The 26291-nt window shown below is 68.1% G+C and carries 18 protein-coding genes, 1 tRNA gene and 1 pseudogene; 10 read left to right on the top strand and 10 right to left on the bottom strand.

Annotation, left to right across the window (positions count from 1 at the left end):
* The first annotated feature begins 129 nt into the window (after positions 1 to 129).
* Both LXN01_RS08265 and LXN01_RS08260 read left to right on the top strand, forming a co-directional pair.
* Entirely contained in the window at positions 130 to 3351 is a 3222-nt protein-coding gene (locus LXN01_RS08265; RefSeq protein ID WP_236864189.1) for a UrvD/REP family ATP-dependent DNA helicase, read from the top strand.
* A complete protein-coding gene (locus tag LXN01_RS08260; RefSeq protein WP_236864188.1) occupies positions 3348 to 6836 on the top strand; it encodes an ATP-dependent helicase in 3489 nt (1162 codons plus the stop codon). Before LXN01_RS08265 ends, LXN01_RS08260 begins: the two co-directional genes overlap by 4 nt.
* Here LXN01_RS08260 and LXN01_RS08255 read toward each other — a convergent pair whose 3' ends face one another.
* Entirely contained in the window at positions 6837 to 8114 is a 1278-nt protein-coding gene (locus tag LXN01_RS08255; protein ID WP_236864187.1) for a protein kinase family protein, read from the bottom strand.
* 106 nt (positions 8115 to 8220) lie between these two features.
* Here LXN01_RS08255 and nudC point away from each other — a divergent pair, with 106 nt between their 5' ends.
* Positions 8221 to 9201, top strand: coding sequence for an NAD(+) diphosphatase (nudC, locus tag LXN01_RS08250; protein WP_236864186.1), 981 nt, complete (start codon positions 8221 to 8223; stop codon positions 9199 to 9201).
* Positions 9198 to 11342 (top strand): ATP-dependent DNA helicase UvrD2, encoded by a 2145-nt coding sequence (locus tag LXN01_RS08245; RefSeq protein ID WP_236864185.1) that lies wholly within the window; start codon positions 9198 to 9200, stop codon positions 11340 to 11342. Before nudC ends, LXN01_RS08245 begins: the two co-directional genes overlap by 4 nt.
* On the opposite strand, the gene LXN01_RS08240 is transcribed toward LXN01_RS08245, so the two are convergent.
* On the bottom strand, positions 11334 to 12227 hold the full coding sequence (locus tag LXN01_RS08240) for a hypothetical protein (protein WP_236864184.1): 894 nt from the start codon (positions 12225 to 12227) through the stop codon (positions 11334 to 11336). The two genes, LXN01_RS08245 and LXN01_RS08240, sit on opposite strands and share 9 nt — an antisense overlap.
* A 491-nt stretch (positions 12228 to 12718) precedes the next feature.
* On the opposite strand from LXN01_RS08240, the gene LXN01_RS08235 reads away from it, so the two are divergent.
* Positions 12719 to 13306, top strand: coding sequence for a M48 metallopeptidase family protein (locus LXN01_RS08235; protein ID WP_236864183.1), 588 nt, complete (start codon positions 12719 to 12721; stop codon positions 13304 to 13306).
* Here LXN01_RS08235 and LXN01_RS08230 read toward each other — a convergent pair.
* Positions 13215 to 13802 (bottom strand): NUDIX hydrolase, encoded by a 588-nt coding sequence (locus tag LXN01_RS08230; RefSeq protein ID WP_236864182.1) that lies wholly within the window; start codon positions 13800 to 13802, stop codon positions 13215 to 13217. The two genes, LXN01_RS08235 and LXN01_RS08230, sit on opposite strands and share 92 nt — an antisense overlap.
* Positions 13799 to 15265, bottom strand: coding sequence for a zinc-dependent metalloprotease (locus LXN01_RS08225; protein WP_236864181.1), 1467 nt, complete (start codon positions 15263 to 15265; stop codon positions 13799 to 13801). The genes LXN01_RS08230 and LXN01_RS08225 overlap by 4 nt, the downstream gene beginning before the upstream one ends.
* 216 nt (positions 15266 to 15481) lie before the next feature.
* On the opposite strand from LXN01_RS08225, the gene LXN01_RS16330 reads away from it, so the two are divergent.
* The 3 genes and pseudogenes from LXN01_RS16330 (at position 15482) to LXN01_RS08210 (ending at position 19957) form a co-directional block, all read left to right on the top strand.
* Entirely contained in the window at positions 15482 to 16591 is a 1110-nt protein-coding gene (locus LXN01_RS16330) for a YlbL family protein (protein ID WP_236864180.1), read from the top strand.
* A 25-nt stretch (positions 16592 to 16616) separates the two neighbouring features.
* Positions 16617 to 19636 (top strand): annotated as a pseudogene (locus LXN01_RS08215) (UPF0182 family membrane protein).
* 247 nt (positions 19637 to 19883) lie between these two features.
* Positions 19884 to 19957 (top strand) — tRNA-Met (locus LXN01_RS08210).
* Positions 19958 to 20118: 161 nt separating this feature from the next.
* On the opposite strand, the gene LXN01_RS08205 is transcribed toward LXN01_RS08210, so the two are convergent.
* From LXN01_RS08205 to LXN01_RS08185, 5 genes are read right to left on the bottom strand one after another with little or no spacing between them, the layout of a single operon-like run.
* Complete coding sequence (locus LXN01_RS08205) at positions 20119 to 21351, bottom strand: aminotransferase class I/II-fold pyridoxal phosphate-dependent enzyme (protein WP_236864179.1); 1233 nt, start codon at positions 21349 to 21351, stop codon at positions 20119 to 20121.
* A 35-nt stretch (positions 21352 to 21386) separates the two neighbouring features.
* Positions 21387 to 22148: a histidinol-phosphatase gene (hisN, locus tag LXN01_RS08200; RefSeq protein WP_236864178.1), complete on the bottom strand. Its 762-nt coding sequence runs from the start codon at positions 22146 to 22148 to the stop codon at positions 21387 to 21389.
* Positions 22149 to 22174: 26 nt separating this feature from the next.
* Entirely contained in the window at positions 22175 to 23206 is a 1032-nt protein-coding gene (rsgA, locus tag LXN01_RS08195) for a ribosome small subunit-dependent GTPase A (protein ID WP_236864177.1), read from the bottom strand.
* A gap of 3 nt (positions 23207 to 23209) precedes the next feature.
* A complete protein-coding gene (gene aroA, locus LXN01_RS08190; RefSeq protein WP_236864176.1) occupies positions 23210 to 24451 on the bottom strand; it encodes a 3-phosphoshikimate 1-carboxyvinyltransferase in 1242 nt (413 codons plus the stop codon).
* Positions 24452 to 24510: 59 nt separating this feature from the next.
* Positions 24511 to 24993, bottom strand: coding sequence for a DoxX family protein (locus LXN01_RS08185; RefSeq protein WP_236864175.1), 483 nt, complete (start codon positions 24991 to 24993; stop codon positions 24511 to 24513).
* 183 nt (positions 24994 to 25176) lie between these two features.
* Between LXN01_RS08185 and LXN01_RS08180 the strand changes: the two genes are divergently transcribed.
* Both LXN01_RS08180 and rsrA read left to right on the top strand, forming a co-directional pair.
* The gene (locus LXN01_RS08180; RefSeq protein WP_236864174.1) at positions 25177 to 25788 is read left to right on the top strand and encodes a sigma-70 family RNA polymerase sigma factor; all 612 of its coding nucleotides are present in this window, start codon (positions 25177 to 25179) and stop codon (positions 25786 to 25788) included.
* Positions 25785 to 26099: a mycothiol system anti-sigma-R factor gene (gene rsrA, locus LXN01_RS08175; protein WP_236864173.1), complete on the top strand. Its 315-nt coding sequence runs from the start codon at positions 25785 to 25787 to the stop codon at positions 26097 to 26099. The genes LXN01_RS08180 and rsrA overlap by 4 nt, the downstream gene beginning before the upstream one ends.
* 91 nt (positions 26100 to 26190) lie before the next feature.
* On the opposite strand, the gene LXN01_RS16500 is transcribed toward rsrA, so the two are convergent.
* The gene (locus LXN01_RS16500; RefSeq protein ID WP_425547666.1) at positions 26191 to 26265 is read right to left on the bottom strand and encodes a 50S ribosomal protein bL37; all 75 of its coding nucleotides are present in this window, start codon (positions 26263 to 26265) and stop codon (positions 26191 to 26193) included.
* Positions 26266 to 26291 lie beyond the last annotated feature (26 nt).

Raw genomic sequence — 26291 nt, 5'->3', positions numbered from 1 at the left:
GTGACAGTGCCGAATCCACTCGAAGGCACGAGTTCGAGGGAGGTCCTGGGACCCGCCGGTGCGGCGCGGACAGGCGCATGCGGACCGGTGCTTCGAGCCGTGTCCGTGACGCGTGATCCAATGGCGGCTATGGAATTCTCTGCTGGATCGCTGGCCCGGGACATGCGTTCGGGAGCTGCTCTGACGGTCATCGGCGGTCCTGGAACCGGCAAGACCGCGCTGCTCATGGAGCTCCATCGGCACCTCGTCACGGATCCGTCGGTGGGACCGGACGAAGTGCTGGTGCTGACGCCTTCCAGGGAATCGGCGACCGCGCTGCGTGACCGCCTGGAGCAGAGCAGCGAACAGGTGCGCTCCTCACCTGCCGCGCGAAGTCTGCACTCCCTGGCCTTCGGGCTGGTCTCGGCCCAGGCCGCTCAGCGGGACGGGGCCGGCACGAAGTTCGTGTCCGGAGCGGACCAGGATGCGCTGCTGGCGGAGATGCTCGATGGCTACGAGACCGGCAGGGCCAGCCCACCCCGCTGGCCGGAGCGGATGAACCGGGAAGTCCGGTCCACTGCCGGATTCCGGAACCAGCTCCGCGAAGTCCTCAACCGGGTGATGGAGCTGGGGTTCACCCCAGCGGATGTCCAGCGGGCCGCCCGTGCGCAAGGCCGTCCCGAGTGGAGCGCGGTCGCGGAGGTGCTCCAGGACTATGAGGATCAGCTCGCGGTTCCGGTATTCGGCGGTGTCGACACCTCGGCAGTCCTGGCAGAGGCGGGATACGTCCTGCACGACGAGTTCGACGCCGGAACAGTCGCGGGCGGATCCTGGACCTTCTCGACGGAGACCGTTCCCCGGTACCTGCTGGTCGATGCTGCGCAGGATCTGCCCGATGCCGCTCTCGGGGTGCTGTCCCGACTCCGCGATCTGGGATCGCGGATCGCGGTGTTCGCTTCCCCGGACACTGCTGTCCAGGGCTTCCGCGGCGGCGCGGGCGCGGTCGTCAGCGCCGCTGTGGTCCACTCCGCTCCTGCGCTGGCAGGTCCGGCAGGTCACCGACGCATCACGCTCGACCCGGCCACGGCCGAGGTGCGCGGTGCGGGGGCCATCGCCGCGGTCGTCCAGGATTTCGCTCGCCGGGTCTCGCCGGACCTGGTCCTGGGTCACGTGCCCCGGAGCGCGGAGCATGCGCCGGTCGGGGACTCGAGGGTCAGCACAGCGGTGCATGTCTCGTCCGCGGAGCAGTCCCGCGCCATCGCAGGTCTGCTGCGCGCATGGCATCACGACGAGGGGATACCGTGGAGCGAATGCGCGGTGATCGGCAGGACCTCCGGCACCGCGGCGGCGCTGCGCCAGGAGCTGCGCTACCTCGGGATCCCGGTGGACTCCGACCGCCTGCCGCTGGGCTCTGATCCCGCCACCGCCCCACTGCTGCAGGCGCTGACGGTCGGGCCGGACTCGCCTCAGGAGTTCGCCGGCTTCGTTCACCAGCTGCTGGCGGGGCCGTATTTCGAAGTCGACGCCATCTCGCTGCGCGGGCTGGAGCGAGAAGTCGGCGGTCGGGTTCCAGGCGCCTCGGACGGTTCGACGCCGCTGTCGAGGGCCGTCACACTCCTGGACGCCGGCGAGCTCCCGGAGCCGCTGAGGACTGTGGCACAGCTCGTGGAGACCGCAGCCGCGGCGCGGCACCGGGATCCCCACGCGGCCGTCTGGCAGCTCTGGCAGACTCTCGGAGTCGCGCAGACGTGGCGCCGGCGCAGCCTCAATCGGGCGACGGACCCGGCCAATGATCGCCTGGACGCGGTGCTGCGTCTCATCACGATGGCCGAAAAGCTCGCCGAGCGGGAGTCGTTGGACGCCCGGTCCTTCGCCGCGCTGGTGCTCGAGCAGGACTTCGCCCAGGATTCGCTGGCTGCTCAGCGCAGCCTCGACCTGGTGGCAGTGGACTCACCGACCGCGCTGGCACACGTCAGCTTCGCCCGAGTCATCGTGGTGGATCTCGACGAGGGCACATGGCCCAACCCGAAGGTCCGTGGTTCCCTGTTCCGCACCACCGATCTTCTGCTGGCTCTCACCGGCGCTGAACTCGCCGCGGAACCCGCGCAGGCCTACGCCCAGCGGCGACGTGCAACCCTCGTGGATGAGGCGCGGCTGTTCCTGAGCGCCGCTTCGAGAGCACGTGGACACCTCGTGGTGATGGCGCTCGACGACGGGGACACATCCCCGAGCGTCTTCTACGACACTGTCGCCGCCCACCCCGCCGTCACCGGAATCCTCGAAGCGGCTGATCCGGAGCAGCACCGTCCGACCGGCTGTGCCGCTGCATCGCTGCCGGTCAGCCTGCGCAGCGCCGCCGCGCTCGCCCGAAACCGCCTCGTCGCAACCAGCGCAACGGAGACGGCGGCCGGGACGGAGACGGCGGCCGACAGCGGCGAATGGGCCGACCTCCTCAATGCCCTGGCCGGCCTCGGAGTCCGGGAAGCCCGGCCGGAGAACTGGAGCTCGTGGCAGCGGGTCACGACATCCGTCCCCCTCCTCGATGCTGGTGACGTGGCGCGGGTCTCGCCTTCGGAAGCGGAGACCTTCGCCGCCTGCCGGCTCCGCTGGTTCCTGACACACCACGGAGGGCGTTCGACGAGCTCCCGGGCTCAAAGCCTGGGGACACTCGTCCACCAGGTGGCGGAAACCTGCCCGGACGGGGGCCTGGCCGCGATGCTCGCGGTCTTCGAAGAGGGCTTCGGCGACATCGAGTACGCGGCGGACTGGGAGCGTGCACGCGACCGGGAGCTCGGCCGGCACATGGTGACCGTGCTCAACGACTATCTGAAGGATGCGCGCACGCGCGACGGCCTGAGCGAAGTGGCTGTCGAGGCTCGAATCGACGCCGAGAGCAGACCCGACAGTCCCGGTGCTCCGTGGCGGATCTCGGGTCGTGTGGACCGTCTCGAGATCTACGAGCGCTCAGCTGCGGACGGTGCTCCCCAGGTGCAGCTCCGAGTCGTCGACTTCAAGACCGGCCGGCAGGTGGTCTCCCGCGACGCAGTGCTGGAGCATCCGCAGCTCGGCGTCTACCAGGTCGCGCTGGGCGCGCGAGGCGCGGTGCTCAGCGACGGAAGGCGGCTCTCCGGCAGGCCGGGAGGAGGCGAGCTGGTCTACCTGCGGAAGGCGAAGCCGTCCCTGCGCGTCCAACCCGCGCTCGAGCCCTCGGACCAGGTGCAGTGGGCGGACCGCCTTGTCGGGGCGATCGCGGACGGAATGCGAAGTGCGACCTTCGCCGCGACCCCCAGCCCGGACGTGTGCAGAAGCTGCCCGGTCAGGAGCTCATGCCCGGCATTCGCGGCCGCCCCGAACTCAGGAGAAGACGTATGACGATCACCGAAGTCACCCGAATCAGATACTCGGCGACGCAGCTCGCCGACATCCTCGAGATCCCGCAGCCGACCCCCGAACAGCGGGAGATCATCGAGAGTGACCTGGAGACCGCCGTCGTGATCGCTGGCGCGGGCTCCGGCAAGACCACCGTGATCGCACAGCGGGTGGTCTACCTGGTCGCGAACGACATCGTGCCGGCGCAGTCGATTCTCGGGCTCACATTCACACGGAAGGCAGTCGGCGAGCTGAACTCCCGCATCCGCACGCTGCTGGCCAGATTCCGCGCCAGGACGGACTCCCACACATCTGATTCCGAGCTGCGGGGCCTCGACGTGCCCACCGTGTCGACTTACAACTCCTACGCCGCCTCGATCGTCACGGATCACGGGATCAGTCTCGGCATCGAACCCGACACGAGGGTGCTGGACATCGCGGATGCCACCGCGCTCGCGGGTGAGGTCACCGATACCGCCCGCAATCACGAGGTGCCGCTCAACGTCTCGCGTTCCGCGCTCATCGATCAGATCCTGACGCTCGGCTCTCAGATCAATGAACACCTGCAGAGCCCCGCGAAGGTGATCGAAGAGGTGGATGCTGCCCTCGACATCTTCCTCACCGGAGAGCTGTTCGCCGACATCCTCGCGAGCGTCCGCCGCAAGCGGATCGACGCCGCCGCGAAGGACCACCTGTGCGAGCAGATCACGACTCTCGCCGCGGCGGCCGGGCTCGGCGAGGTGCCCACTCGCACCCGGGATCGTGCAGCCAGGCAGGAGCTGGTCGCGCTGCTCGCCGAGTGGGATCTTGCGAAGCCCGCCTTCGGAAAACTGGTCCACAAGCGTCAGGTGGCGGTGCTCGTCGACCGCTACCTGCAGCTCAAGCGGCAGCGCTCCGCGATGGAGTTCGCCGACCAGGTGGCGTTCGCACATCGCATCGTGACATCGGACTCTGCAGTCCGTGAGATCGAGAGCGCACGCTGGCGTGTCATCATGCTCGACGAATACCAGGACACGTCCGACTCCCAATTCCGGCTGCTCAAGACGATCTTCGCGGGGAAGCCGGTGACGGCCGTCGGTGATCCGCGGCAGTCGATCTACGGTTGGCGCGGAGCCAGCGCGCGCAATATCGGGGAGTTCCCGCTGCATTTCCGGTCCCCGGACGGCAGTCCAGCGCGGACCCGACGTCTGAGCACCAGTTGGCGGAATGACGAGGCGATCCTGTCCGTCGCCAACCGTCTGGCCCGGCCCCTGCCGGACACGGATCCGGGGACGGAGCTGTCGCCGCGCCCCGGAGCAGGGGAGGGATCGGTCACGGTGTCCACGACTCCCGGGGCACCGGACGAGCAGTTCGGCACGGAGCAGTGGGCGGATCTTGCGCGCTGGATGCAATCGGTGTCGATCCGGTCGCCGGAGTCGACCATGGCGGTGCTGTGCCGCAAGCGCGCGAATTTCGCTCCCGCGGCAGCTGCTCTGGCGGCCGCGGGACTGAAAGTGCACATCGCCGGCTCGTCCGGAGTGCTCGACGATCCATTCGTCGCAGACATCCACTCCGTGCTCCACGTGCTGATCGACCCGGGCGCAGGTGATCACCTCATGCGTCTGCTGAGCGGTACGACCTGCGGGCTCGGGGCTTCCGACATCGCCGCGCTGCACCGCTTCACCAGGGCCAGAACGCGACGGCTCCGCGCGGTCGCCGAGCAGCAGCGCGACCAGAGCCCTGCCGCCGCACCCGAGGCCGCGGACGGTCTGGGTGAAGTCGGCCTGGTGGAGGGCATCGACGATCTGCTCGGTCTGCCGGGTTCGCAGCAGGCTGCCCCGACCGGCAGCCGGCCAGGTGCCGGCCGACCGGCCGGCGCCTCGGCGGTGTCGCGTGACGTGGCGGAGTCGGGGCTGAGCGGCGAAGCCGTCAGACGCATCGTGCGGCTCGCCCGACGGCTCCGGAGCCTTCGACGGGGCGTCACCACCGTTCCCGCACTGGTTCGCGATGTCATCCGCGAACTCGACATCGACACCGAGATCGCCGCGCTGTCGGACGCCGCATCGCGCGCACGCCGTGATGCGGTCGACGCATTCCTCTCCACGACATTGGAGTTCACCGCGAACCACCCACAAGCGGGGATACGCAGCTTTCTGGACTGGCTCTCGGTGCTGGAGAGGAAGGAAGGGCTCGAGGCGCCCGAACCGCAGCCGGATCCCACGGCAGTGACCGTGATGACGATCCATGCCTCCAAAGGTCTGGAGTTCGACGCCGTCGCCGTGCCGAACCTCGTGATCGGCGACCTGCCCAGCACTGTGCGCGACAAGCACGGATGGCTCAGCGTGGGGCAGCTGCCCTACCCGCTGCGCGGCGACCACGCGAAGCTGCCCGCCCTGGACTTCCGGCAGATCGGCTGCAGCACCTGCAAGGAGCTCAACTCGCATCTCGACGACGTCGTCCGGCCCGAGCTCGAAGCCCATCATGAGACCGAGGAGAGACGGCTGGCCTACGTTGCGGTGACCCGGGCACGCAGCTTCCTGTGGCTCGGTGCTGCCCTGCGCACGACCCGCATCAAGGCCAATGAGTTCTCTCCCTTTCTGCGGGAGGCGATGGCGGTCCTGGGCGTCCCCGAGGACTCGCTGCCCCAGGACGACGAGATCCCGGAAGCTGACGGTGTCAACCTTGCAGAAGTGCCGTGGCCGGTGCAGGATCTTTCGCTGCTGAAAGCCCGACAGGCGATCATCCAGAATCTGCGCGCCAGGGCAGCGGCACCGGTCGATCTCCGCGCTCTCGCCTCCGAAGCCCGCGACCCTGAAGTCAGAGCGGTCGCCGAGCGGATCCTCGATCTGCTCGCGGAGACCGACCGGAACGACGATTTCGCGTTGCCCGACCGGCTGTCGACCACCGGCATCGTGTCCTTCGTCAAGGATCCGCAGTCGTTCGCCGACCGCACCCTTCGGCCGATGCCGTATCCGCCCGATGAAGCGGCCGGACTGGGAACAGCGTTCCACACGTGGATCGAGAACTACTTCGGTCAGGCGACCCTCGGTGACATCGACCTCGCGGAAACGGCATCCGCCTTGTCGGCGCCCGCGCGAGAGCGCTTCGAGAAGCTTCGCTTGACCTTCGAGAGATCCGAGTTCGCAAGACTCGACCCGCTGGCCATCGAGCTTCCCTTCGAACTCGTGCTCGCTCGGCGCGATGGCACCCAGCTGCACGTGCCCGGCAAGGTGGATGCGGTTTTCAGGACCGTATCCGGGATCAGAGTCGTTGACTGGAAGACCGGCTCGGTGCCCGCGCAGGAAGAGCTCGAGACCATGTCGCTGCAGCTTTCGGTGTATGCCCTCGCACTGTCGCGAATGTCACGGTTCGCCGCGGCACGCACTTTCGACGCAGAGTTCTATTTCCTGGGAAGCGATACAACCGTGAGACCGCCGCGCCTGCTGTCTGCCCCCGAGCTGCTCGAGAGGCTTGATTCGACAGCAGGTGCACTCAGCAGCGGGCGCTGATCACTCGGAGTCGCGGTGGGTCGCGGCACGATCCTCGCCCGCCGTGGACACGGCTCCCGGGTCATGCTCGTCCGGCGCATCCGCGCTGTCCGCATCGGGGAGAAACCGTCGCCGCTCGATCCGCTCGGTCGGAACGGCGGCCGCTGCCTCCTCGTCGATGAGCGGCGCTGCAGGACGAAAGTCCGAGCGGTCGGCGTCGCGGGCCGTGTCCGGCCCGGCGAGGGCTCGCACGGTGCCGATGTCCGCCCCGCTCGGATCGGTCCCGAGATCGTCTGCGTCCTGCTCCTTGGCAGAGTCCTCGGACTGTGCGGCGGAATCCTCCGCCGTCGCGGACTGGTAGGGACCGCCGCGGTGCGGCGAGACGTCCTCCCCGGCGAGCTCGGCAAGGGATTCCAGCAGAGCAGCGGCGTCTGCGAGCTCTGCCTCGTCACCGGAGCGGTGAGCTTCGAGCAGCCAGTCGAGAGCCGAGAGCTCGGCCAGCACCTCGGTCCTGGTGCGCAGACCGGGGTCAGCGGCGGCCCGTCGGCCCTGGTATTCGCTGAAGAGCTGTTCGAAGACAGCTGGGTCCAGCAGGACAGATATCGCAGCCAGGTCGACCGCCGGGTCGCCTACGTGCAGCTGCCCGAGCTCGGAGATCGCGCTGATCGACTCGCCATCGGTGCGGATCGCGTCCTCGCTGAGGGCACCATGGACCGGACAGGGCAGGAAGCGCCACATGGCCACGTTCTCCAGCGCGGACTCCCAGCGCTGGAGCAGCACCGCCGGAACCCGTCCGGTGGCTGCGCCTCGATCGAGATCGGCGAGCAGGCTCTCGCGCAGCCCGTCCACGTCCCGCACCGGGAGCCCGGAATCGGCGAGCACCTCGGGATCGGCGCCGTGGAGTTCAGCCATGAACAGTGCAAGCGATTCGACCAGGCGCTCGGACGCGGCGAAGGCCGCGCCTGAGACGGGCGCGCCGGGGAGCAGCTGGGTCACGCGCACCTGCCCGGCAGAGTCGAGGTCGAACGGCTCTGCGGGCACCGCCGAGGAGGCGATGACATGGGGAAACGACACCGGTGACTGCGGGAGCAGGCTGCGCAGCACCGCGGCTCCGAGGTTCTCCGACTCTGCCTCGGCAATCGCCGGTCCGGTCAGCAGCGCTGCGATCACCGACCTCTCGCCGTCGGAGACCAGGACACAGCGACCCCGGGGACCCGGCAACGGGACCCATGACGCGGGTTCGAAGCCCTCGACGAGTCCGGCGGTGGCGGCAACGATCTTCAAGTCCAGCGTCTCCACGGCTCCAACCTACCCGCACTCACGGGTCGGATGGGGGACGAACACGGAACGGATGGGCTGAATCCGGTGCCAGGTCCGTGTCAGCCCGGTTGGCTATCGTGGACGCATGATCCCTCTACCACTCCTGCCGCCCGCGAGCCTCAGCCGCAGCGCCGTGCGGCGCAACCATCTGTCACGGGGCACTGACGGCGATCTGTCCGACGTCTGGGCTCGCAGCGGAACCGTCGGCGTGCTCTCCCACCGGGGCTACCTGCTGGTGGCCGCCGGTCGCCTGTTCACCGTGAGTCCTGCAGACGTGCCGCCCGGCGGAACCCAGATCTACCTGGGCATCGACCCCGAGGGCCGGGACTACATCGGCATCGACCTCGACGACGAGGGCCGAACCGCGGTTGATCAGCGCCTTGCCCGTGACAGGGACCGTGATGCCGAGGACTTCCTCGACTCGCCCTCCGGCATCCATGTCACCGAACCCACGTGGCTCGGCCTCCGGCAGATCGCCACCGAGCTCAATGATGTCGATGCGGGCTTGGCCTGCGCCCTCGTCGCAGTGGGCAACTGGCACCGGACCCACACTCACTCGCCTCGGAACGGCTCACCCACCGAGGTGGTCAACGGCGGCTGGGTCCGACGCGATCCGGGCACGGGAAGCGAGCATTTCCCCCGCACGGATCCGGCCGTGATCATGGCAGTCGTGCACACGTCCCCGGACGGCACGGAGCGAATCCTGCTCGGCAACAATGCGCAGTGGCCGGAAGGCCGGTACTCGCTGCTCGCCGGGTTCGTGGAGCCGGGGGAGACCCTGGAGGCAGCGGTGATCCGGGAGGTCTGGGAAGAGGCCGGCGTACTGTGCGAGTCGCCCGCTTATATGGGTTCGCAGCCGTGGCCGTTCCCGTCCTCGCTGATGCTCGGGTTCACAGCGGAGGCAACCTCTCTGGACCTCCGCCCCGATGGCGCAGAGCTGTTCGCCGCGCGCTGGTTCACCCGCCAGGAGCTGCTCGCGGAAATTGAGGCCGGGTCGGTCGCAGTTCCCGGTGAAGTCTCGATCGCCGGGCAGATCCTCTCGAGCTGGCTGACCGCCGGTTCATGACAGCTGAATCCGCGTCGGCCACCGCTCTGCTGGAGTCGCTCGACCCGGAGCAGCGGCAGGTGGCCGAGCACGTCTCCGGTCCGCTGGTGGTACTGGCCGGCGCCGGCACTGGCAAGACCCGCGCTCTCACTCACCGCATCGCCTACGGAGTCGCGACGGGCGCCTTCTCTGTCAACCACGTGCTGGCACTGACCTTCACCTCCAAAGCCGCAGGCGAAATGCGATCACGGCTGCGCACGCTGGGGGTGCCCGGGGTGCAGGCACGCACCTTTCACTCCGCTGCGCTCCGCCAGCTGCGCTATTTCTGGAGCTCGTTCGCAGAGGGACCGTTCCCGGAACTGCTCAGCCACAAGGCAGGCGCGGTCTCCCAGGCGATGGCAGAGGTCGGCTACGACGTCGAACGCGAGACGGTCCGTGACGTGTCAGCCGAGATCGAGTACGCCGCGGTGTCGCTCCTGGGCATCGACGATTACGGCCGGCAGGCGGTCGGACGGGAGCTGCCGGAGGGCATCGACGCCGAGGGCATGGTCCGCGTGATGAGGGCATACGGCGATATCAAGACGCGAAGGCGCCTGCTCGACTTCGAGGACATCCTCCTCGTGCTCGCCGGAGCGCTCGCCACCCGAGAGGACATCGCGGCCCGTGTGCACGAGCAGTACCGCCACTTCGTCGTCGACGAGTTCCAGGATGTCTCTCCGCTGCAGTACGACCTGCTCATGCGGTGGCTCGGCCGGCGCGATTCGCTCTGCGTGGTCGGTGATCCGGCGCAGACCATCTACACCTTCGCCGGAGCCACCGACTCCTTTCTCCTGCGACTGGGGTCGCGGCTGCCCGGCGCGTCCCGCATCGCCCTGGTGCGCAACTACCGGTCGACCGAGCAGATCGTGGACGCTGCCAACAGTGTGTTGAACCACACCGGGCGCAACCCGCTCGTGCTCCGCAGCACGGGACGCAGTGGGCCTGAGCCGCGCTGCACCGAGTACGTCGACGACCAGGCCGAAGCGGAGGCCGTCGCCGCCGCGATCGCCGCGGAGATCTCTGCCGGCAGACGGGCCGCTGACATCGCCGTGCTGTTCCGCACGAACGGTCAGAGCCAGGCGTTCGAGAATGCGCTGGCACGACGCGGCATCAGCTACGTGCTCCGCGGCGGTGAGCGATTCTTCGCCCGACGCGAGGTGAAGGAGGCGATCGCACTGCTGCGGGCGTCCGGGGCGTCGAGGGGAGTGGGGCCGCTGCACGAGATCGTCGGAGACGTCCTCGACGCGATCGGGTGGGCGCCGGTGCCGCCCGCCGGAACCGGCGCGGTGCGCGAGCGGTGGGAATCCCTCAACGCGATCGTCGACCTGGCCCGCGCTCTGCAGGAGGGATCCGAGCTGCCGGTGCCGCTGGCCGATTTCCTGTCGGAGTTGGCTGACCGGCAGGAGCACCAGTTCGCGCCCCCGGTCAACGGTGTCACTCTGGCCTCCGTCCACGCGGCCAAGGGCCTCGAATGGGAGAGCGTCCACCTTGTGGGACTGACCGAGGGCCTGTTCCCCATCAGCTATGCGCGCACTCCGGCGGGAGTCGCGGAGGAGCGGCGGCTGTTCTACGTTGCCATCACACGCGCTCGGACGGAGCTCTCGCTGAGTTGGTCGACTGCCCGGCAGGAGGGTCGGCAGTCGCGGCGTTCGCCCTCGCGCTTCGTCAGCGAGATGCGCGGTGCCGCCCCGAGGCGGGTCACTTCCCCGATGCGAGCCGCCCGACGGTCGGCGGAGTCACCCAGGTGCGAGCGCTGCGGTCGAGTGCTGGTGCAGGAGGCGGAGCTGCGGCTGCGACGCTGCGGGGACTGCCCCGGTCAGGCCGATGAGCAGGTGCTGACCGCACTGCTTGAGTGGCGGCGGGAGCGTGCGCAGGCGCTCAGCGTGCCGCCCTACATGGTCCTCACCACTGCCACCGTCAACGCAGTCGCCGAGGTGGTCCCGCGGACAGCCGAGCAGCTGCAGCGCGTGCCTGGCATCGGCTCGGTCAAGCTCGAGCAGTTCGGTGCCGAGATCGTGGAGCTCGTGAGGACACGGGCACGCGGCGCGGTCTCCGATCCGAGCACGCGGGACGGGAGCGGGCAGAATGCGGGCGGCCGCACCGCTGACCGAGACTCACGCTGAGGCGTGAAGCTCTCCCGGCACTGGGATCCTGCAATCGCATTCCGGGTGGAACTCCGCAGCTGATTCGCTGACCGCTCCGCTCGGCAGCGTCACTGTGACGCCCATGGGCTCCGGCTGCACGCCGAGCACATGGTTGCGCACGACCGCTGTCGCCAGTGCCAGGGCCAGGCTGCCGAGCACCGGGTCGGTGCGGGCAGGGGCCGGCGCCTGGCGCCACAGTGTCCTCCATGCCAGCAGCCAGTCGGCGTCCTCGTCGGTGCGGTGGATGATCGCACACTTGGTGCACGGAGTCAGCCCGGGAACCACGACGTGGGAGATCGACGCCTGGGACTGCCCGACGACAAGCTGCAGATGCGGCAGTCCGTGTTCGACGAGGAAGCCCGCCGTGACCGCGTCTTCGACCCAGACGCCGGTGAGCATCACCAGAGGCGCGGCGAAGGTCAGCGCGTCTTCCGCCCGTTCGATCGACGTCGCCTCGAAGCCTGTCGCTGAAAGGTGGGGGAGCAGCGCCCTGGCCAGGGGCCCGGCAGTCAGCACGCTGGTGGTGGCGAGGCTCTCGGCGATGACAGCCGGTGCAGCACCGCGGTCGGCGGCGAAGGCATCGACATGGGCGGTCGGACGGCGGGCGGCGGAGGAGGTGCTGACCGGCACGAGTGCGCCCGCCTCGTCGAGAAGCGCCAGGAGCGAGGACGCGCGGGAGGCCGAAACACCCAGATGCTCTGCGCGATCGAAGAAATCCTCGATGCCGATTCCCATGCGCAGGACGGAGATCAGCTCAGCATCCTGCGGCGTCAATCCGTCGATGAGGATGGGCTCGTCCACCCCGAACTGCACACAGCGGTCGCTGCGCCACACCACGGGCACGGAATGAAAGATCTGGTACATCTGCCATCCACCTCCTGGTCCGGACGCTACCGTCGGGCCCAGGGGAAGGACAGCGCCGATCCAGTCCTGTGGAAAACGCTGTGGAGACACACACCGGGCAGGAGCGCGAGCGATCGGCGATGGATCGATCCGTCGCCCGCTCGGGTCCCGCCCGGTGCGTCGCCCCCAGCCGCGCGCGGAGTCTCATGGGCCTTCCCCTTGCCCATGAAACCCGGGTTTTCCGGGGGTCTGACTCCTCAAGTTATGCGGCTGCGACCGAGCCCGTCAACATGCTTCCCGGACCATGCTGTGGATGAAGTGTGGATAAGTCGGCGAACCACGGGCAAGGGGCTGTGGATGAAGCTGTGCAACCTGGCGGCGCGCTCGGAGCCCTGCATGAGGATCGGACCCGGTCAGATCGGTGCGGGGCGCACGAACGGTGTGTGGAAATGCCCGGCAGAAAAAATACCGGCAGAAAGTCCGTGTCCGTGCTCGGCGCTAGGCTCTCAGACATGAATTCCGAACAGGTCCTGGCCGCGGTGTCCGCCGGCACGATCGCCGTCAAGCATTCGGCGCGCAGGAAGAAGACCATATCCGTCAGCCGAAGCCATGGCGGATACGTCGTCGCCGTACCCGCCCGGTTCGACGTCACCCGCAACGCCGCGGATATCGGAGCCCTCATCGCGCGGCTGCAGCGGCGCGCGGACATGGCGCCACGCGGCGACGCAGAGCTCGAGGCGCTCGCGGCTGAGCTCAATGAGCGATATTTCGACGACGGGATCGCCCCGTCGTCCGTCACGTGGGTGTCGAACCAGAACCAGCGCTTCGCCTCGGCAACCTCGGTGACCGGCATGATCCGGGTCTCGGACCGGCTCCGCGAAGTTCCCCGCTGGGTGCTCGAGACGGTGTTGGTCCATGAACTGGCCCATCTGCGGGTGCCGGACCATTCGCGGGCGTTCCACGCCCTGGCTCAGCGGCACCCGCAGGCCGCACGAGCAGAGGACTTCCTCAGCGGCTTCGGGTACGGGGAGGCCGCTGCTCTCGCCGGGCAACGGCTGCAGTCAGGAGGAACGGGAGCCGCCCCGGCAGGTCCGGCATGACCTCCGCGGGCAGAGCGTGCATCGGGAACCACCGAACCTCGTGAGATTCGGCCGACGCCGCGGTCGCCGCGGTCCTCGATGCGAAGCCTGCGAAGACGACGTCACGGTGAATCGCGCAGCTGCCGAACGCCCCCGCCAATTCGTGCACATGGATGTCGACCGGGACAGGGGAGAGCCAGAGGAGGGAGCTCAGACCCGACTCCTCCAGGCACTCCCGGTGGGCGGCGTCGCGGAACGACGCATCCCGGTCCTCGACGTGCCCGCCGAACTGTCCCCACGCATCGGCCTTCCGATGATGATGGAGCAGCACGTGGCGGGAATCCGGATCGAACACCACACAGCTCGCGGTGAAATGCTCGGGACCTCCGTCCCTGCTCAGAACCGCTTGGCCGCTACGCTCCAGAAAGCCGGCTGAGGCGGCCTGCAGCGCGATGCCATCAGCGCCGGGGGCGGGCCAAGCGGCGATATCGGCGCTGAACGCTTCCAGCCTGCTCATGCGGACGGGTCGGTGCCGCTCCCGGACCCCGCGTCGTCATCATTGTCGGAATCGGAGTCCCCGCCGGTCTCGCCCGGCTCGCCGGTCTCGTCGACGGCGGCATCCGGATCGCCCGCGGCGTCGTCCTGTTCAGCCGACTCTGCCAGCAGGCGCGCGAGCGCTGCATCCATCGAGGAATCGGCGCTCCACTCCTGCCGGCGGCGTTCGCGGTAGCCGAGCGGATCGTCGAGATCCTGGGTCGTCGGCAGGAGATCCGGATGGGTGAACACCGCATCCCGCGCTTCAGGGCCTTCCGACTGTTCGAGGAATGAGAAGAGGGATGCGGCATCCCGCATGCGGGCCGGGGTGAGCTGCAGGCCGACGAGCTCGGAGAACGTCCGATCTGCGGCCCCCTCCGTCACCTGGCGGCTGCGCAGCGCCTCGCGAATCGTGTCGCGGCCGTCGAGGGGCGCGCATGCCTGATAGGAGATGACATCGGCCCAGCCCGCGATCACCGACAGCAGGTTCTGGACGCTCTCGAGCGCCTGCCGCTGAGCCTCCGTGGGCTGCGGATTGAACATTCCCTGGCGGATGTCCTCACTGAGCTGCTCGAGGTTGCTCGGATCGATCGATCCGGCCAGGCCCTGGATCCGCTCGAGGTCGAGTTCGATGCCGGCGGCGTACTTCGACAGCGCCGTCTCCAGATGACCGACCAGCCACGGGGCGCGCTTGAACAGCCACAGGAGTGCCAGCTCGCGGACTGCCAGGTAAATGCGCAGCTCCGTCGGCTCGACGCCGAACTCGGCGGCGGCACCGCTGATGTTCGCCTCGACGAGTGTGGGTCGGAAGTCCTCCAACAGGGGCAATCCGAACTCGGTTCCGGTGAGCACCGTTCCCGAGAGGGTCCCGAGCGCCTCTCCCAGCTGCATGCTGAACATCGAATCGCTCATCGCAGTGAACATCTGGCCGGCTCCGGACAGCATCGGCTTGAGCTCCTCGGGGGCCTGCTCGGCGATGCTCGAGGAGAGCGCGTTCGACATATTCGACTGGATGGGGCTCAGCAGGCGCCGCCATCCGGGATAGGTCTGCTCGACCCACTGCCTGCGGGTCAGGGCCTGCGCCTCCCCGATTCCGACCGCCGGGTCCGTGACGTTCTCGAGCCACAGCTCGGCCAGCCGGAACGCGTCGGCGGAGGCCCGCGACACGTCATCGGTGACTGCCGGGTCCGGACTCGGAATACGATGCTCGGCAGCTCGGAGCGCACCGGTCTGTGATCCTCCGGTCAGCATGCCCTGCAGCTGCTGCATGATCCCCCCGAGCATGGCGGGATCGAACGGCAGGCCCTGCGCGCCGCCCGAGGAGCCGGAGCCTCCTCCGAACGATCCGCCGAACTGGCCTCCGGGGCCGAAGAACATCCCGAAGAGGTTGCCCAGCGGGTCGTTGTTGTCGTCCGGCTGGTTTGGATCGCGGTTCTTATCGGTCATGCCAAGTCCTCAGTCGATCGATGCTTTGTCAGAAGCGTAACGAGTCAAGCTGTCCAAACCTTCCGAACGGGCCACGGTGATCCGGGTATCCGCTGTCGGCTGAATCGGGCCCGGCTCACACGGCCACCCGTCCGGTCGGAGGCGCGATCGGCGGCAATTCGCGGGGGAGGAAACGGGTGGACTACACTTCTAAAGAGTCAAATCGAAAGGAACCACGTGAGCGAGTCTGCCGGGTCCCGTCCCGAGATCTCCGGGAAGAGGCCTCGGAGGCGGCACGACGGTGCGGTCGTGTCCGGAATCCTGACCTACGCTCTCGTGATCGTCGCCGCCCTCATCCCGGTTCCCTACCTCATCCAGATGCCGGGGCCGGTCGTGAACACCCTCGACGAGGTGGACGGCACAGAGCTCATCACGATCAGCGGCACGGAGACCTACGAGGCCGACGGCGAACTCAACCTGCTCACGGTTGCCGTGGCCGGAGGGCCCGAACGCAGCCTCAACGCCTCTCAGGTGCTGCGCTCGGTCGTTGCGCCGAGCGACACCGTCGTGCCGACGGAAGCCTATTACCCGCTGACTACGACCCGCGATGACGTCACCGGCCAGAACTCCGCCGAGATGGCCTCATCGCAGGCCACCGCCACCGCGGCCGCTCTCGGCGAGCTCGGCATCGAGTACGACTCGGTGATCGCCGTGTCCGAGGTGGTCGCCGGCTCTCCGGCGGACGGACAGGTGCAGGCCCGCGATCACATCGTGAGCGTGAACGGTGAGCCGATCGGGGGCGACGAAGCCGCCGCGCAGACAGTGGCCGACACCGTCCGCGGTGCCGATACCGTGATCCTCGGTCTCCAGCGGGAGGGTGAGCACCTGGAGGTCGAGCTGGAGCCGGCGGATATCCACGGGCAGCAGATGATCGGTGTGACGATGTCGCAGGCTTACGACTTCCCCTTCGAAGTCACCTTCAACGTCGACGGAATCGGCGGTCCGTCGGCAGGCACCATCTTCGCCTTGGCGATCATCGACGAGCTGACTCCCGGCAACCTCACCGGCGGCAAGGCGATCTCCGGCACCGGCGCAATCACCCCTGAAGGCGCAGTGATGCCGATCGGCGGTGCCCGGCAGAAGGTCGTCGCCGCCGCAGACGCGGACTCCGAGTACTTCCTGTCCCCGGCGGGGAACTGCGCAGAGGTGCTCGAGGCCCAAGGTTCCTCGGAGCTCACCGTCGTGAGCATCGACACTCTCTCAGACGCACATGCCGCGGTGCAGGACATCGCCGCGGACAGGACCGATGAGCTGCCTTCCTGCACAGGCGGGGACGAGCAGCGATGACCACTGGCGCCAGGAAAGGAAACGTGTGACGTTCGCGGCCTCTACCGGAGGGCACTCGACAGAACCGAAGTCGAAGAAACCCTCGCCCCTCGTGCTGACGATCATCGCGGTCGCAGTGCTTCTAGTGCTCTTCGTCCTCTTCGCGCAGGTCTTCACGGAGCTGCTGTGGTTCGATCAGCTGGGCATGCTGCCGGTGTTCACAACCGAATGGATCTCGAAGGCGGTCCTCTTCGTCATCGGATTCCTCGTCATGGCAGTGCCGGTCTGGCTCTGTCTGTGGCTGGCGCACAGGAACCGGCCGATCTACGTTCCGGTGACTCCTCGGCAGGAGAATCTCGACCGTTACCGCGAGGCGGTCGAACCGCTGCGTCGGGTGATCACGATCGCGCTTCCGGCTGTCCTCGGCCTGCTCGGCGGCATCGCGCTGTCGGCGGCGTGGCAGGAAGTGCTCAAGTTCTTCAACTCCACGCAGTTCGGGGTCACCGATCCGCACTTCGGGTTCGACGTCTCCTTCTTCGTCTTCACCCTGCCGGTGCTGCGCATCGCGCTGGACTTCCTCGGCATGGTGTCGCTGCTGGCCTTCCTCGGCTCGTTGGTCGGGCACTACCTGTTCGGCGGCATCCGTCCCGGTGAGGAGCGCGGAATCCACCTGACGCGCACTGCGCAGATCCAGCTGGCCGTCACCGCGGCGGTGCTGCTGCTGATCCAGGCCGCACGGCTGTTCATCCTCCGCTACGAGAACCTCACCAACAGCGGCGGAATCGTCACGGGCGCGACCTACACCAGCGCGAACATCACATTGCCTGCGATGCTCGTCGTCTCGCTCGCCGCTGTCGCCGTGGCGGTGCTGTTCGCTGCCAACGCCTTCGTCGACATCTGGCGGCTGTCGGTGGTGTCCGTGATCATGCTCGTCGTCCTCGGCGCCATCTCGATCATCGGGCTGCCGGCCGCCGTTCAGCAGTTCCAGGTGCAGCCGTCCGAGCAGAACCTGGAGAACGAGTACATCCAGCGCAATATCGACGGGACGCAGCGGGCGTACGGGATCGACGACGTCGAGATCATTCCCTATCAGCCGTCTACCGAGGGCGAACCGGGTGCGCTGCGAGAGGATGCGGAGACGGCGGCGTCCATCCGTCTGCTCGATCCTCTTCTCGTCTCCGATACCTTCAGGCAGCTGCAGCAGCAGCGTGCATTCTACGGCTTCCCCGAGCAGCTGGACGTCGACCGCTACGCGATCGACGGTCAGGTCGAGGACACCGTGATCGCCCTGCGCGAGCTCAATCCCGGCTCGCAGGCGGATTCGTCGTGGATCAACCAGGCTGTCGTCTACACCCACGGCTTCGGAGTGGTGGCCGCGTACGGCAATCGGCAGGGCGCGGACGGGCAGCCCGCGTTCCTCGAGGCCAACATCCCGCCGACCGGCGAGCTGGGCGAGTACGAGCCTCGGATCTACTTCGGAGAGCAGTCGCCGCGCTACTCGATCGTCGGAGCCCCGGAGGGCTCGACTCCCCGGGAGATCGACTATCCCGCCGACGGCGAGGACGGTTCCGCTCAGGTGTACAACACCTTCGCGGGTGACGGCGGCCCTTCGGTAGGCAGCTTCTTCAACCGCCTGCTGTTCGCGATCAAGTTCCAGGACGAGCAGATCGTGCTCTCGGACGCCCTCAACGAGCAGTCCCAGATCCTCTACGATCGCAACCCCCGCGATCGTGTGCAGAAGGTCGCGCCGTTCCTCGAGGTCGACGGCGATCCCTACCCGGCCGTCGTCGACGGCAAGATCAAGTGGATCATCGACGCCTACACCACTTCCGCGGAGTACCCGTACTCGACTCCGCAGGTGCTCCAGGAGGCGACCCAGGATTCGAATACGGAGCTCGGCGGAACCACTCAGGCGCTGCCGCCCCAGCAGGTCAACTACATCCGCAACTCCGTCAAGGTGACCGTTGATGCCTTCGACGGCTCCGTCGACCTCTACGAGTGGGACCAGAACGACCCTGTCCTCCAGACCTGGATGAAGGTCTTCCCGGGGCTCATCCAGCCCGTGGAGAACATGAGCGCCGATCTCATGAGCCACGTGCGGTACCCGGAGGATCTGTTCAAGGTGCAGCGCTCGCTGCTGACCCAGTACCACGTCAGCGACGCCAACGCGTTCTACACCGGCCAGGACTTCTGGACGCTGCCGCTGGATCCGACCGTCAGCTCCGAGCGCAACCTGACGCAGCCGCCCTACTACCTGACGCTGAGGATGCCCACGCAGGAGCAGTCTTCGTTCTCGCTGACCTCCTCCTTCATTCCGCGGCCGACGAACGGGCAGACGCGGAACAACCTCACCGGCTTCCTGGCAGCTTCGGCCGATGCCGGATCAGAGGAAGGCGGGCCGAGCGAGGAGTACGGCAAGCTCCGGCTGCTGCAGCTGCCGCGAAACACGACCTTCCCCGGTCCGGGTCAGGCGCAGAACAACTTCAACACCGAGCCGGAGATCCAGACCAGCCTCAACCTGCTGCGTCAGGGCGAGTCCGAGGTGCAGAACGGCAACCTGCTGACTCTGCCGGTGGCCGGCGGCCTGCTGTACGTGCAGCCGGTCTACGTCCGGTCTGCCGGAGAGACCTCCTACCCGGTCCTCCAGCGTGTGCTCGTCGCATTCGGCGAGGACATCGGGTTCGCACCGACCCTCGACGAGGCGCTCGACCAGGTCTTCGGGGGAGACTCCGGAGTGGAGGCCGGAGATGCCGGGCAGGCCGGCCCGGCAGACGAAGAGGGGGCCGTTGGAAGCACCGAAGACGCGAAGACGGTGAGGCGACTGCCGACGGCGACCTGCAGCAGGCGCTCGACGCCGCTCGCCAAGCCATGGAGGACGCCGATCAGGCACTGCGCGACGGGGACTTCGCGGCTTACGGTGAGGCCCAGGAGAGGCTTCGTCAGGCGTTGGAGGACGCGATGAGCGCCGAGGGCGCCGACGGTGGGGCGGCCCCGGCAGAGACGGAAGCGCCCGCTGAAGGTCAGCAGCCGGCCGAGGAGCAGCCCGCGGAGGAGCAGCAGCCGTGATCCGAACAGCCCGCTGACCGCTGAAGCAGTCCGAGAAGCACGATCCCGAGGCGGGGCACCACCTCGGGATCGTGCTTCTTCGCTGTTCGAAGGGGACGGGGCAGACGGGGACGGGGCAAGCGGGCTCGAAGCAGTCGGGCGGGCGGTCGCGGGCAGCGGCCGGCGGGGGAGCGCCGGCGGTGTTAGCAAGGTCACTCACCGGCGATTTGGCCGCAACCCAGTGTTCACGTATAGTTATATCTGTCGCCGCGGGGTGGAGCAGTTCGGTAGCTCGCCGGGCTCATAACCCGGAGGTCGAGGGTTCAAATCCCTCCCCCGCCACTGCTGAAAGGCTCGGAACCAGTCTGGTTCCGAGCCTTTCGTCATTCATGGTTCTCATCCGGACAGGGCGCCGGCATCCACTGCGGATGCCGGCGCCCTCACCGCCAGCGGCGGTGCGTCGCCCCCAGGACCTCTGCGGTCCCGCCCCGAGGAGCGAGGGCTCAGTGCTTGGGTCGGTGATGCTCCGGGGTGAAGGTTCCGGCAGCGATCGCAGTCCCGAGACTCGCGATCCGCTCCGCGGCTGCCTCGATTTCGGCGGGGGCCTTGCAGAAGGAATAGCGGATGGTCGATCGGTAGTACTCCGCGGTCACCGAGCCCGCGCGGCACAGGCTCGCGACCGGAATGCCCGTGAACCCGAAGTCGCGGGTGATCCGCTCGTTCAGGGTCAGGGCATCCTCCGAGGTGATTGATGCGAAGTCGACGAGAGCGAAGTACCCGGCGGCCGGCTCTCGCACCGTCAGCCCCGGCACCTGTCGCAGCGCGGCGAGCAGGGTGTCGCGGCGATCTGCGAGCGAGTCCCGGTTCGCCACCGGAAAGTCGAGTCGGCTTCTGAGCGCCTGGGCGACCGCCGGTTGGAACGGCGAACCGGCAGTGAACGTCAGGAACTGCTTGACGCTCTGGATCGCCTCCCGCACTGCCGGTGCCGCGACTGCCCATCCGATCTTCCATCCGGTCACGTTGAAGGTCTTGCCGGCGGAGGAGATCGTCACGACCCGCTCCGGCTCGTCGACGTGTGCGGCGATCGACTCATGGGACGCTCCGTAGACGAGGTATTCGTAGACCTCGTCAGTGATCAGCCAGGCGTCCGCTCGCTGCGCTGCCGTGAAGATCCGCTGCAGGTGCTCGAGAGGCAGCACGGCTCCCGTGGGATTGTGCGGCGTGTTCACCAGGATCGCCGTGGTCGAGGGTGAGACCGCGGCCTCGAAAGCCTGCCAGTCGGGAGCGAATGACCCCGCGTCGTTCGGCAGGAGCGGGACGGTGACCATTCGGGCACCGGCTGCGGCGATCGCCGCAGCATAGGAATCGTAGAAGGGCTCGAGGACGATGACCTCGGAGCCGGCCGGAACCAGCGCCATGATCGCCGCGGTGAGCGCCTCGGTGGCTCCCACTGTGATCAGGACGTTCTCCGGCTCCACCTGATGCCCGTGCTCACGTTCGCGCTGCTCGGCGACGGCTGCGATGAGCTCGGGGAACCCCTGCCCGGGCGCGTACTGATTGAAGCCGGCGCGCATCGCCGCGTCGGCTGCTTCGAGCAGGAAGTCCGGCGCCGGAGTGCCTGGAGCACCCTGACCCAGATTGACCGCTCCGTGCTGGAGCGCCAGCTGGGTCATCTGACCGAAGATCGTCTCCCCGATCGTGCCGTCGGCGCGGACCAGGCCGGCCGCTTCAGCCATGTGATGCCAGAGTGGTGCACGCTGCAGGTCGGGCATCACATGTACTCCCTGACGGCGTCGTGCAGCCTGCCGTTGGTGACGAGGGCGTTCGGTCCGAACGGACCGTCGACTCCCGTCAGGTCGGTGAAGCGGCCGCCGGCCTCGGTGACAATTGGAGCGAGCGCAGCCATGTCGTAGAGCTCGAGCTCGGGTTCGCATGCGATGTCGACCGCACCTTCGGCGACGAGCATGTACGACCAGAAGTCGCCGTACCCGCGGGTCCGCCAGACCGCGTCACAGAGCTCCAGGAAGCGATCGCGCGTCCCGCGCTGCAGCCAGCCGCTCAGCGACGCGTAGGACAGCGATGCATTCGACAGTGTGTCGACGCCCGACACCCGGATGCGCTCCGGCTCGCCGCCGGCTCTCCGCCAGGCTCCCTGGCCGCTGGCCGCGTACCAGCGGCGGCCGAGCGCGGGAGCGCTGACCACGCCCACCAGTGGGCTCTCGCCGTCGTAGAGCGCGATGAGGGTGGCGAAGACCGGAACGCCGCGCACAAAGCTCTTGGTGCCGTCGATCGGGTCGACGATCCAGCGCCGACTCGCTGAGCCCCTGCTGCCGTACTCCTCTCCGACCATCGCGTCGTCCGGACGATGCGCGGCGAGCACCTCCGAGATCATCGCCTCGACCGCCCGATCGACCTCCGTCACCGGGGTCAGATCCGGTTTCGTGGCGACGGAGAAGTCACTGGCGCGGAAGCGGGGGAGAGTGATGGCGTCGGCCCTGTCGGCCAGGTCGAGAGCGAGGTTCAAGTCGTCCATGGTGCAACTCTAGCGAGTCGGCCGACTCAGGAGGCGAGGTTGCTCAGGAGGCGGCGCAGCGAAGCCAGCCGGGCCGGTCCGGAGTCGCCCGCCCGTCCCGATGCGACCCAGCCGTCCAGCGCGCAGCCGGGAGAGTCGGCCAGGTGCCGGCAGCCGCGCGGGCAGTCGGCTGTTGCGGGGACGAGCTCCGCAAAGGCGGCGAGGACATTCTGCGGGTCGACATGAGCCAGGCCGAAGCTGCGCACTCCCGGGGTGTCGATGATCCACCCGCCACCGGGCAGCGGCAGGCAGACCGCGGAGGACGAGGTGTGCCGACCCTGACCGGTGGTTTCGTTGACGGAGCCGATCGCCCGCGCGGCGTCGGGCACAAGGGCGTTCATCAGCGTCGATTTGCCGACCCCGGAAGGCCCGACAAGCACGCTGAGCCGACCGGCGACTGCGGAGCTGAGAGCACTGACTCTCGGCGCTCCTGTGTCATCGAAGCCGCATGGAATGATCTCCACTCCGGTCGCGGAGAACCTGTCAGCGATGTCGTCGAGCGGTGCCAGGTCGAGTTTCGTCACGGCGAGCAGGGGAGTGATCCCGGCATCGATGGCTGCGGTCAGCGCTCGATCGATGAGCCCCCAGGACGGCTCGGGATCGGCTGTCGCGGTGACGACGACGAGCTGATCTGCGTTGGCCACGATGACCCTCTCGGACGGATCGGTGTCATCGGCGCTGCGCCGCAGCACAGTGGTCCGCTCGAGCACCTCGACCAGGCGAGCCAGCGTTCCCTCGCCGCCGGAGGTGTCGCCGATGACTCGTACCCGGTCACCGGGCACGATCGCCGTCCGGCGCAGCGCCGAGGCGCGCACGCAGGTGACGATTGCGCGCTCACCGGCGGCCGCCTCGGCGGGTTCGCCCATCTCGACACGATAGCGCCCGCGGTCCACCCCGACGACCATCCCGATCGGAGCATCGCTGTGGTCCGGTCGCCTCTTCGTGCGGGGGCGCGAACCGCGTCGGCTCGGGCGCGGGCGGTAGTCATCCTCGGTGTAGTCGCTGTAGCGGCTGTCCATCGGTCAACCGAGCATGGATTCCCAGAGCTCCGTGAACTCCGGCATGGTCTTTCCGACGGTGGCCGCATTCTCGATCTCCAGACCGGGAACCCGCAGCCCGAGAATCGCTCCGGCCATCACCATCCGATGGTCATGGTAGGAGTGCCAGAGTGCGGCGCGAGTGGCCGGTGCCGTGATCGTCAGGGCATCGGCGTCCTCGGTGACCCCGGCTCCGATCCGGCTGAGCTCGGCTGCCAGGGCAGCGAGCCGATCCGTCTCGTGCCCGCGCAGATGCCCGATGTTGCGAAGCCGGGAGCCCCCGGGGGCGCAGGCGGCGATCGCGGCGACGACCGGGGTGAGCTCACCGACCTGGCCGAGGTCGAGATCGACGGGCGAGAGCTGTTCGGGACCGGTCACTTCGAGGGTGCGGCGGTCGCGCCGGACCGTGCCCCCGAACTGCTCGGCGATGCCGCGGATGGCGTCGCCCGCCTGCGTCGTATGGGCGGGCCAGTGGGGAATCCTGACCGTCCCGCCGGTGACGAGGGCCGCTCCGATGAAGGTCGCAGCATTCGAGAGGTCCGGTTCCACCGTGACCTCGAGTCCGCGCGGCCTGCCGGGCTCGACCACCCATCGGTTCGGCTCCGGCTGGCTGACGATGATTCCCGCGTCGGCCATCGTCTCCACCGTCATGTCGATGTGGGGACGGGACGGCAGGCGCTCCCCGACATGTTCGAGCTCGAGGCCGAGATCGAACAGCGCACCCGCAAGCAGCAGGCCGGAGACGAACTGGCTCGACGCCGAGGCATCGACCGTGAGGTGGCCGCCCGTGATGCCATCCGGTGCGTGGACGGTGAACGGCAGGCTGTCGGCGCCGCCTTCGGTGGTGACCTCGACACCGAGAGCTCGGAGCGCTCCCAGCAGAGGTGCCATCGGGCGTGAGTACGACTGCGGATCCCCATCGAATCGGACGGGTCTTCCGATGGCGGCGGCGACGGGTGGAACGAAGCGCATGACCGTCCCTGCCAGACCGCAGTGGACCTCCGCCTGGTCGGATGCGCGTGCAGCAGGCATCGGAATCACGCGCAGGGTGCCGGTGTCGCCCGCCGAGAACTGGGCGCCGAGCGCTTCGAGCGCCTGGATCATCAGCCTGGTGTCGCGACTGAGCAGTGAATTCGTGATCACCGAGGGCTCCGAGGCGAGCGCGGCGAGCACGAGGAATCGGTTGGTCAGGGATTTGGAGCCGGGGACGGTGACGGTGGCGTCCACGGGGTGCTCACTGCTCGGAGCAGGCCACGGCCGCTGATCGGTGTGTGTCAATGGTGCCCTTACTTGGACGGCAGGCTGACCGTGTCGAGCGCCTTCGCCGAGGTGCGCTCCACGTTGCGCCAGAGGTCCTCCGCCGCATGCTGGGCGCGCCACGCGAGCCCAGGCTTGCCGGCGGTGTCCACGCTGGCGAGCAGTGCGCCGCCGAGCAGGGAGGTCTTGGTCAGCAGCGACGTCCGGGAGCCGGAGGCCTCCTTCGACATCTGCTCGCCCACTGCGTCGATCAGGTAGGTGCACACGAGGACGGCGGACGACAGTCGGGGCAGCTTGCCGATCGCCAGCAGCGAACCGGCCGCGATCTGTGCGGCGCCAGTGGCGCGAGCGACGGTTTCGGCATCGACGGGCAGATCGACCTTCTTCTTGACGGCGTTCAGCAGTGGTGCCACCGAGCCGGCCGCGGCGCGAGGATCGCGGACCCGGGCGAGGCCGTTTCCGATGTATGCGGATGCGAGCATGGGGCGGGCGATGAGCCGGACCAGGGACACAGGGGCTTCCTTCCGTAGGGGGCGTACTCGTCCCTCCGAGCATAGTCGCTCGCTCGTGATGTGGAATAACATTCTCCGCCCCGGCGTTGGCCCCGTAACGAAGCAGCACAACGACACGGTGAGGACGTGATGCGGATGACGGTGACTGCCAATGCCGAGCCGACCGCAGTATCATTGGGGGCAATGTCTGATTCCACTACCCCAGAGATCGCGGAGACCGCCGACGAGCGCTCCGAGCGGTTCGAGCGCGATGCCCTCGAATTCGTCAATCAGCTCTATGCGGCCGCGCTGCGCATGACGCGCAACCCGGCGGACGCCGAGGACCTCGTGCAGGAGGCGTACACGAAGGCGTATGCGGCCTTCCATCAGTACACCCCCGGCACCAATCTCAAGGCCTGGCTGTACCGGATCCTGACGAACACCTTCATCAACAACTACCGGAAGAAGCAGCGCCAGCCGCTGGAGTCCAGCGACGAGGACATCCAGGACTGGCAGATTCACCGCGCTGCCTCGCACTCGTCGTCCGGCGGACGGTCGGCCGAGCTCGAGGCGCTCGATCGGCTTCCCGACAGCGATGTGAAGGAGGCACTCGGGCGGCTGCCCGAGGACTTCCGGATGGTCGTCTACTACGCGGACGTCGAGGGTCTCCCATACAAGGAGATCGCCGAGGTGATGGACACTCCGATCGGCACAGTGATGTCGCGCCTGCACCGCGGCCGCAGACAGCTGCGGGAGATGCTGTCCGACTACGCCGCCGAGCGCGGCTTCGGAACCGGAGAGGAGGCAACCCGATGAGCGAACCGCAGTTCCAGCCTCGGAGCACCGGAGCACCCACGGAATCCGATTGCGCTGGCGGCCGTCAGGATCGCCTCAACCGGATCTATCACTATCTGGACGGCGAGCTCTCGGCCGCGGAGATCGAGATCATCCGCGAGCACTTGGAGACGTGTAGTGACTGTCGCGAGGAGTACGCCGTGGAGGCCCTTCTCAAGGAGCTCGTCCGTCGGTCGTGCGGCAAGGACACAGCACCCGAGGGCCTCAAGGAGCGCATTCGCGCCCGCATCGTGATGGAGCAGACGAGCATCACGTTCCGCCGCACGCTCTGAGCGCAGACAACAGCGTACGCTCTGAGCGCAGACAACAGAAGGGCGGGGGTCAGGATCGAATCCTTGACCCCCGCCCTTCGCGATCCGCGCCTCAGGCGTTGGGGCGCTTGCCGTGATTGGCGGCCTTCTTGCGGCGATCGCGGCGCTTGCGGCCTCGCTTGCTCATCGTCACTCCTTCTTGTCGGAACCTCA

This window comes from Brevibacterium daeguense (assembly GCF_021729135.1).
GTDB lineage: Bacteria > Actinomycetota > Actinomycetes > Actinomycetales > Brevibacteriaceae > Brevibacterium > Brevibacterium daeguense.
This window is presented reverse-complemented; position numbering and strand designations above follow the sequence as displayed.

Excerpts from the sequence above, each read along its gene's own strand:
- LXN01_RS08245 (WP_236864185.1), top strand. The coding sequence starts at position 9,198 with ATGACAGCTGAATCCGCGTCGGCCACCGCTCTGCTGGAGTCGCTCGAC.
- LXN01_RS08205 (WP_236864179.1), bottom strand. The coding sequence starts at position 21,351 with ATGGCTGAAGCGGCCGGCCTGGTCCGCGCCGACGGCACGATCGGGGAG.
- LXN01_RS08180 (WP_236864174.1), top strand. The coding sequence starts at position 25,177 with ATGTCTGATTCCACTACCCCAGAGATCGCGGAGACCGCCGACGAGCGC.
- rsrA (WP_236864173.1), top strand. The coding sequence starts at position 25,785 with ATGAGCGAACCGCAGTTCCAGCCTCGGAGCACCGGAGCACCCACGGAA.
- rsgA (WP_236864177.1), bottom strand. The coding sequence starts at position 23,206 with ATGGACAGCCGCTACAGCGACTACACCGAGGATGACTACCGCCCGCGC.
- LXN01_RS08240 (WP_236864184.1), bottom strand. The coding sequence starts at position 12,227 with ATGTACCAGATCTTTCATTCCGTGCCCGTGGTGTGGCGCAGCGACCGC.
- nudC (WP_236864186.1), top strand. The coding sequence starts at position 8,221 with ATGATCCCTCTACCACTCCTGCCGCCCGCGAGCCTCAGCCGCAGCGCC.
- LXN01_RS08225 (WP_236864181.1), bottom strand. The coding sequence starts at position 15,265 with ATGACCGATAAGAACCGCGATCCAAACCAGCCGGACGACAACAACGAC.
- LXN01_RS08265 (WP_236864189.1), top strand. The coding sequence starts at position 130 with ATGGAATTCTCTGCTGGATCGCTGGCCCGGGACATGCGTTCGGGAGCT.
- LXN01_RS08230 (WP_236864182.1), bottom strand. The coding sequence starts at position 13,802 with ATGAGCAGGCTGGAAGCGTTCAGCGCCGATATCGCCGCTTGGCCCGCC.
- LXN01_RS08235 (WP_236864183.1), top strand. The coding sequence starts at position 12,719 with ATGAATTCCGAACAGGTCCTGGCCGCGGTGTCCGCCGGCACGATCGCC.
- LXN01_RS08260 (WP_236864188.1), top strand. The coding sequence starts at position 3,348 with ATGACGATCACCGAAGTCACCCGAATCAGATACTCGGCGACGCAGCTC.
- hisN (WP_236864178.1), bottom strand. The coding sequence starts at position 22,148 with ATGGACGACTTGAACCTCGCTCTCGACCTGGCCGACAGGGCCGACGCC.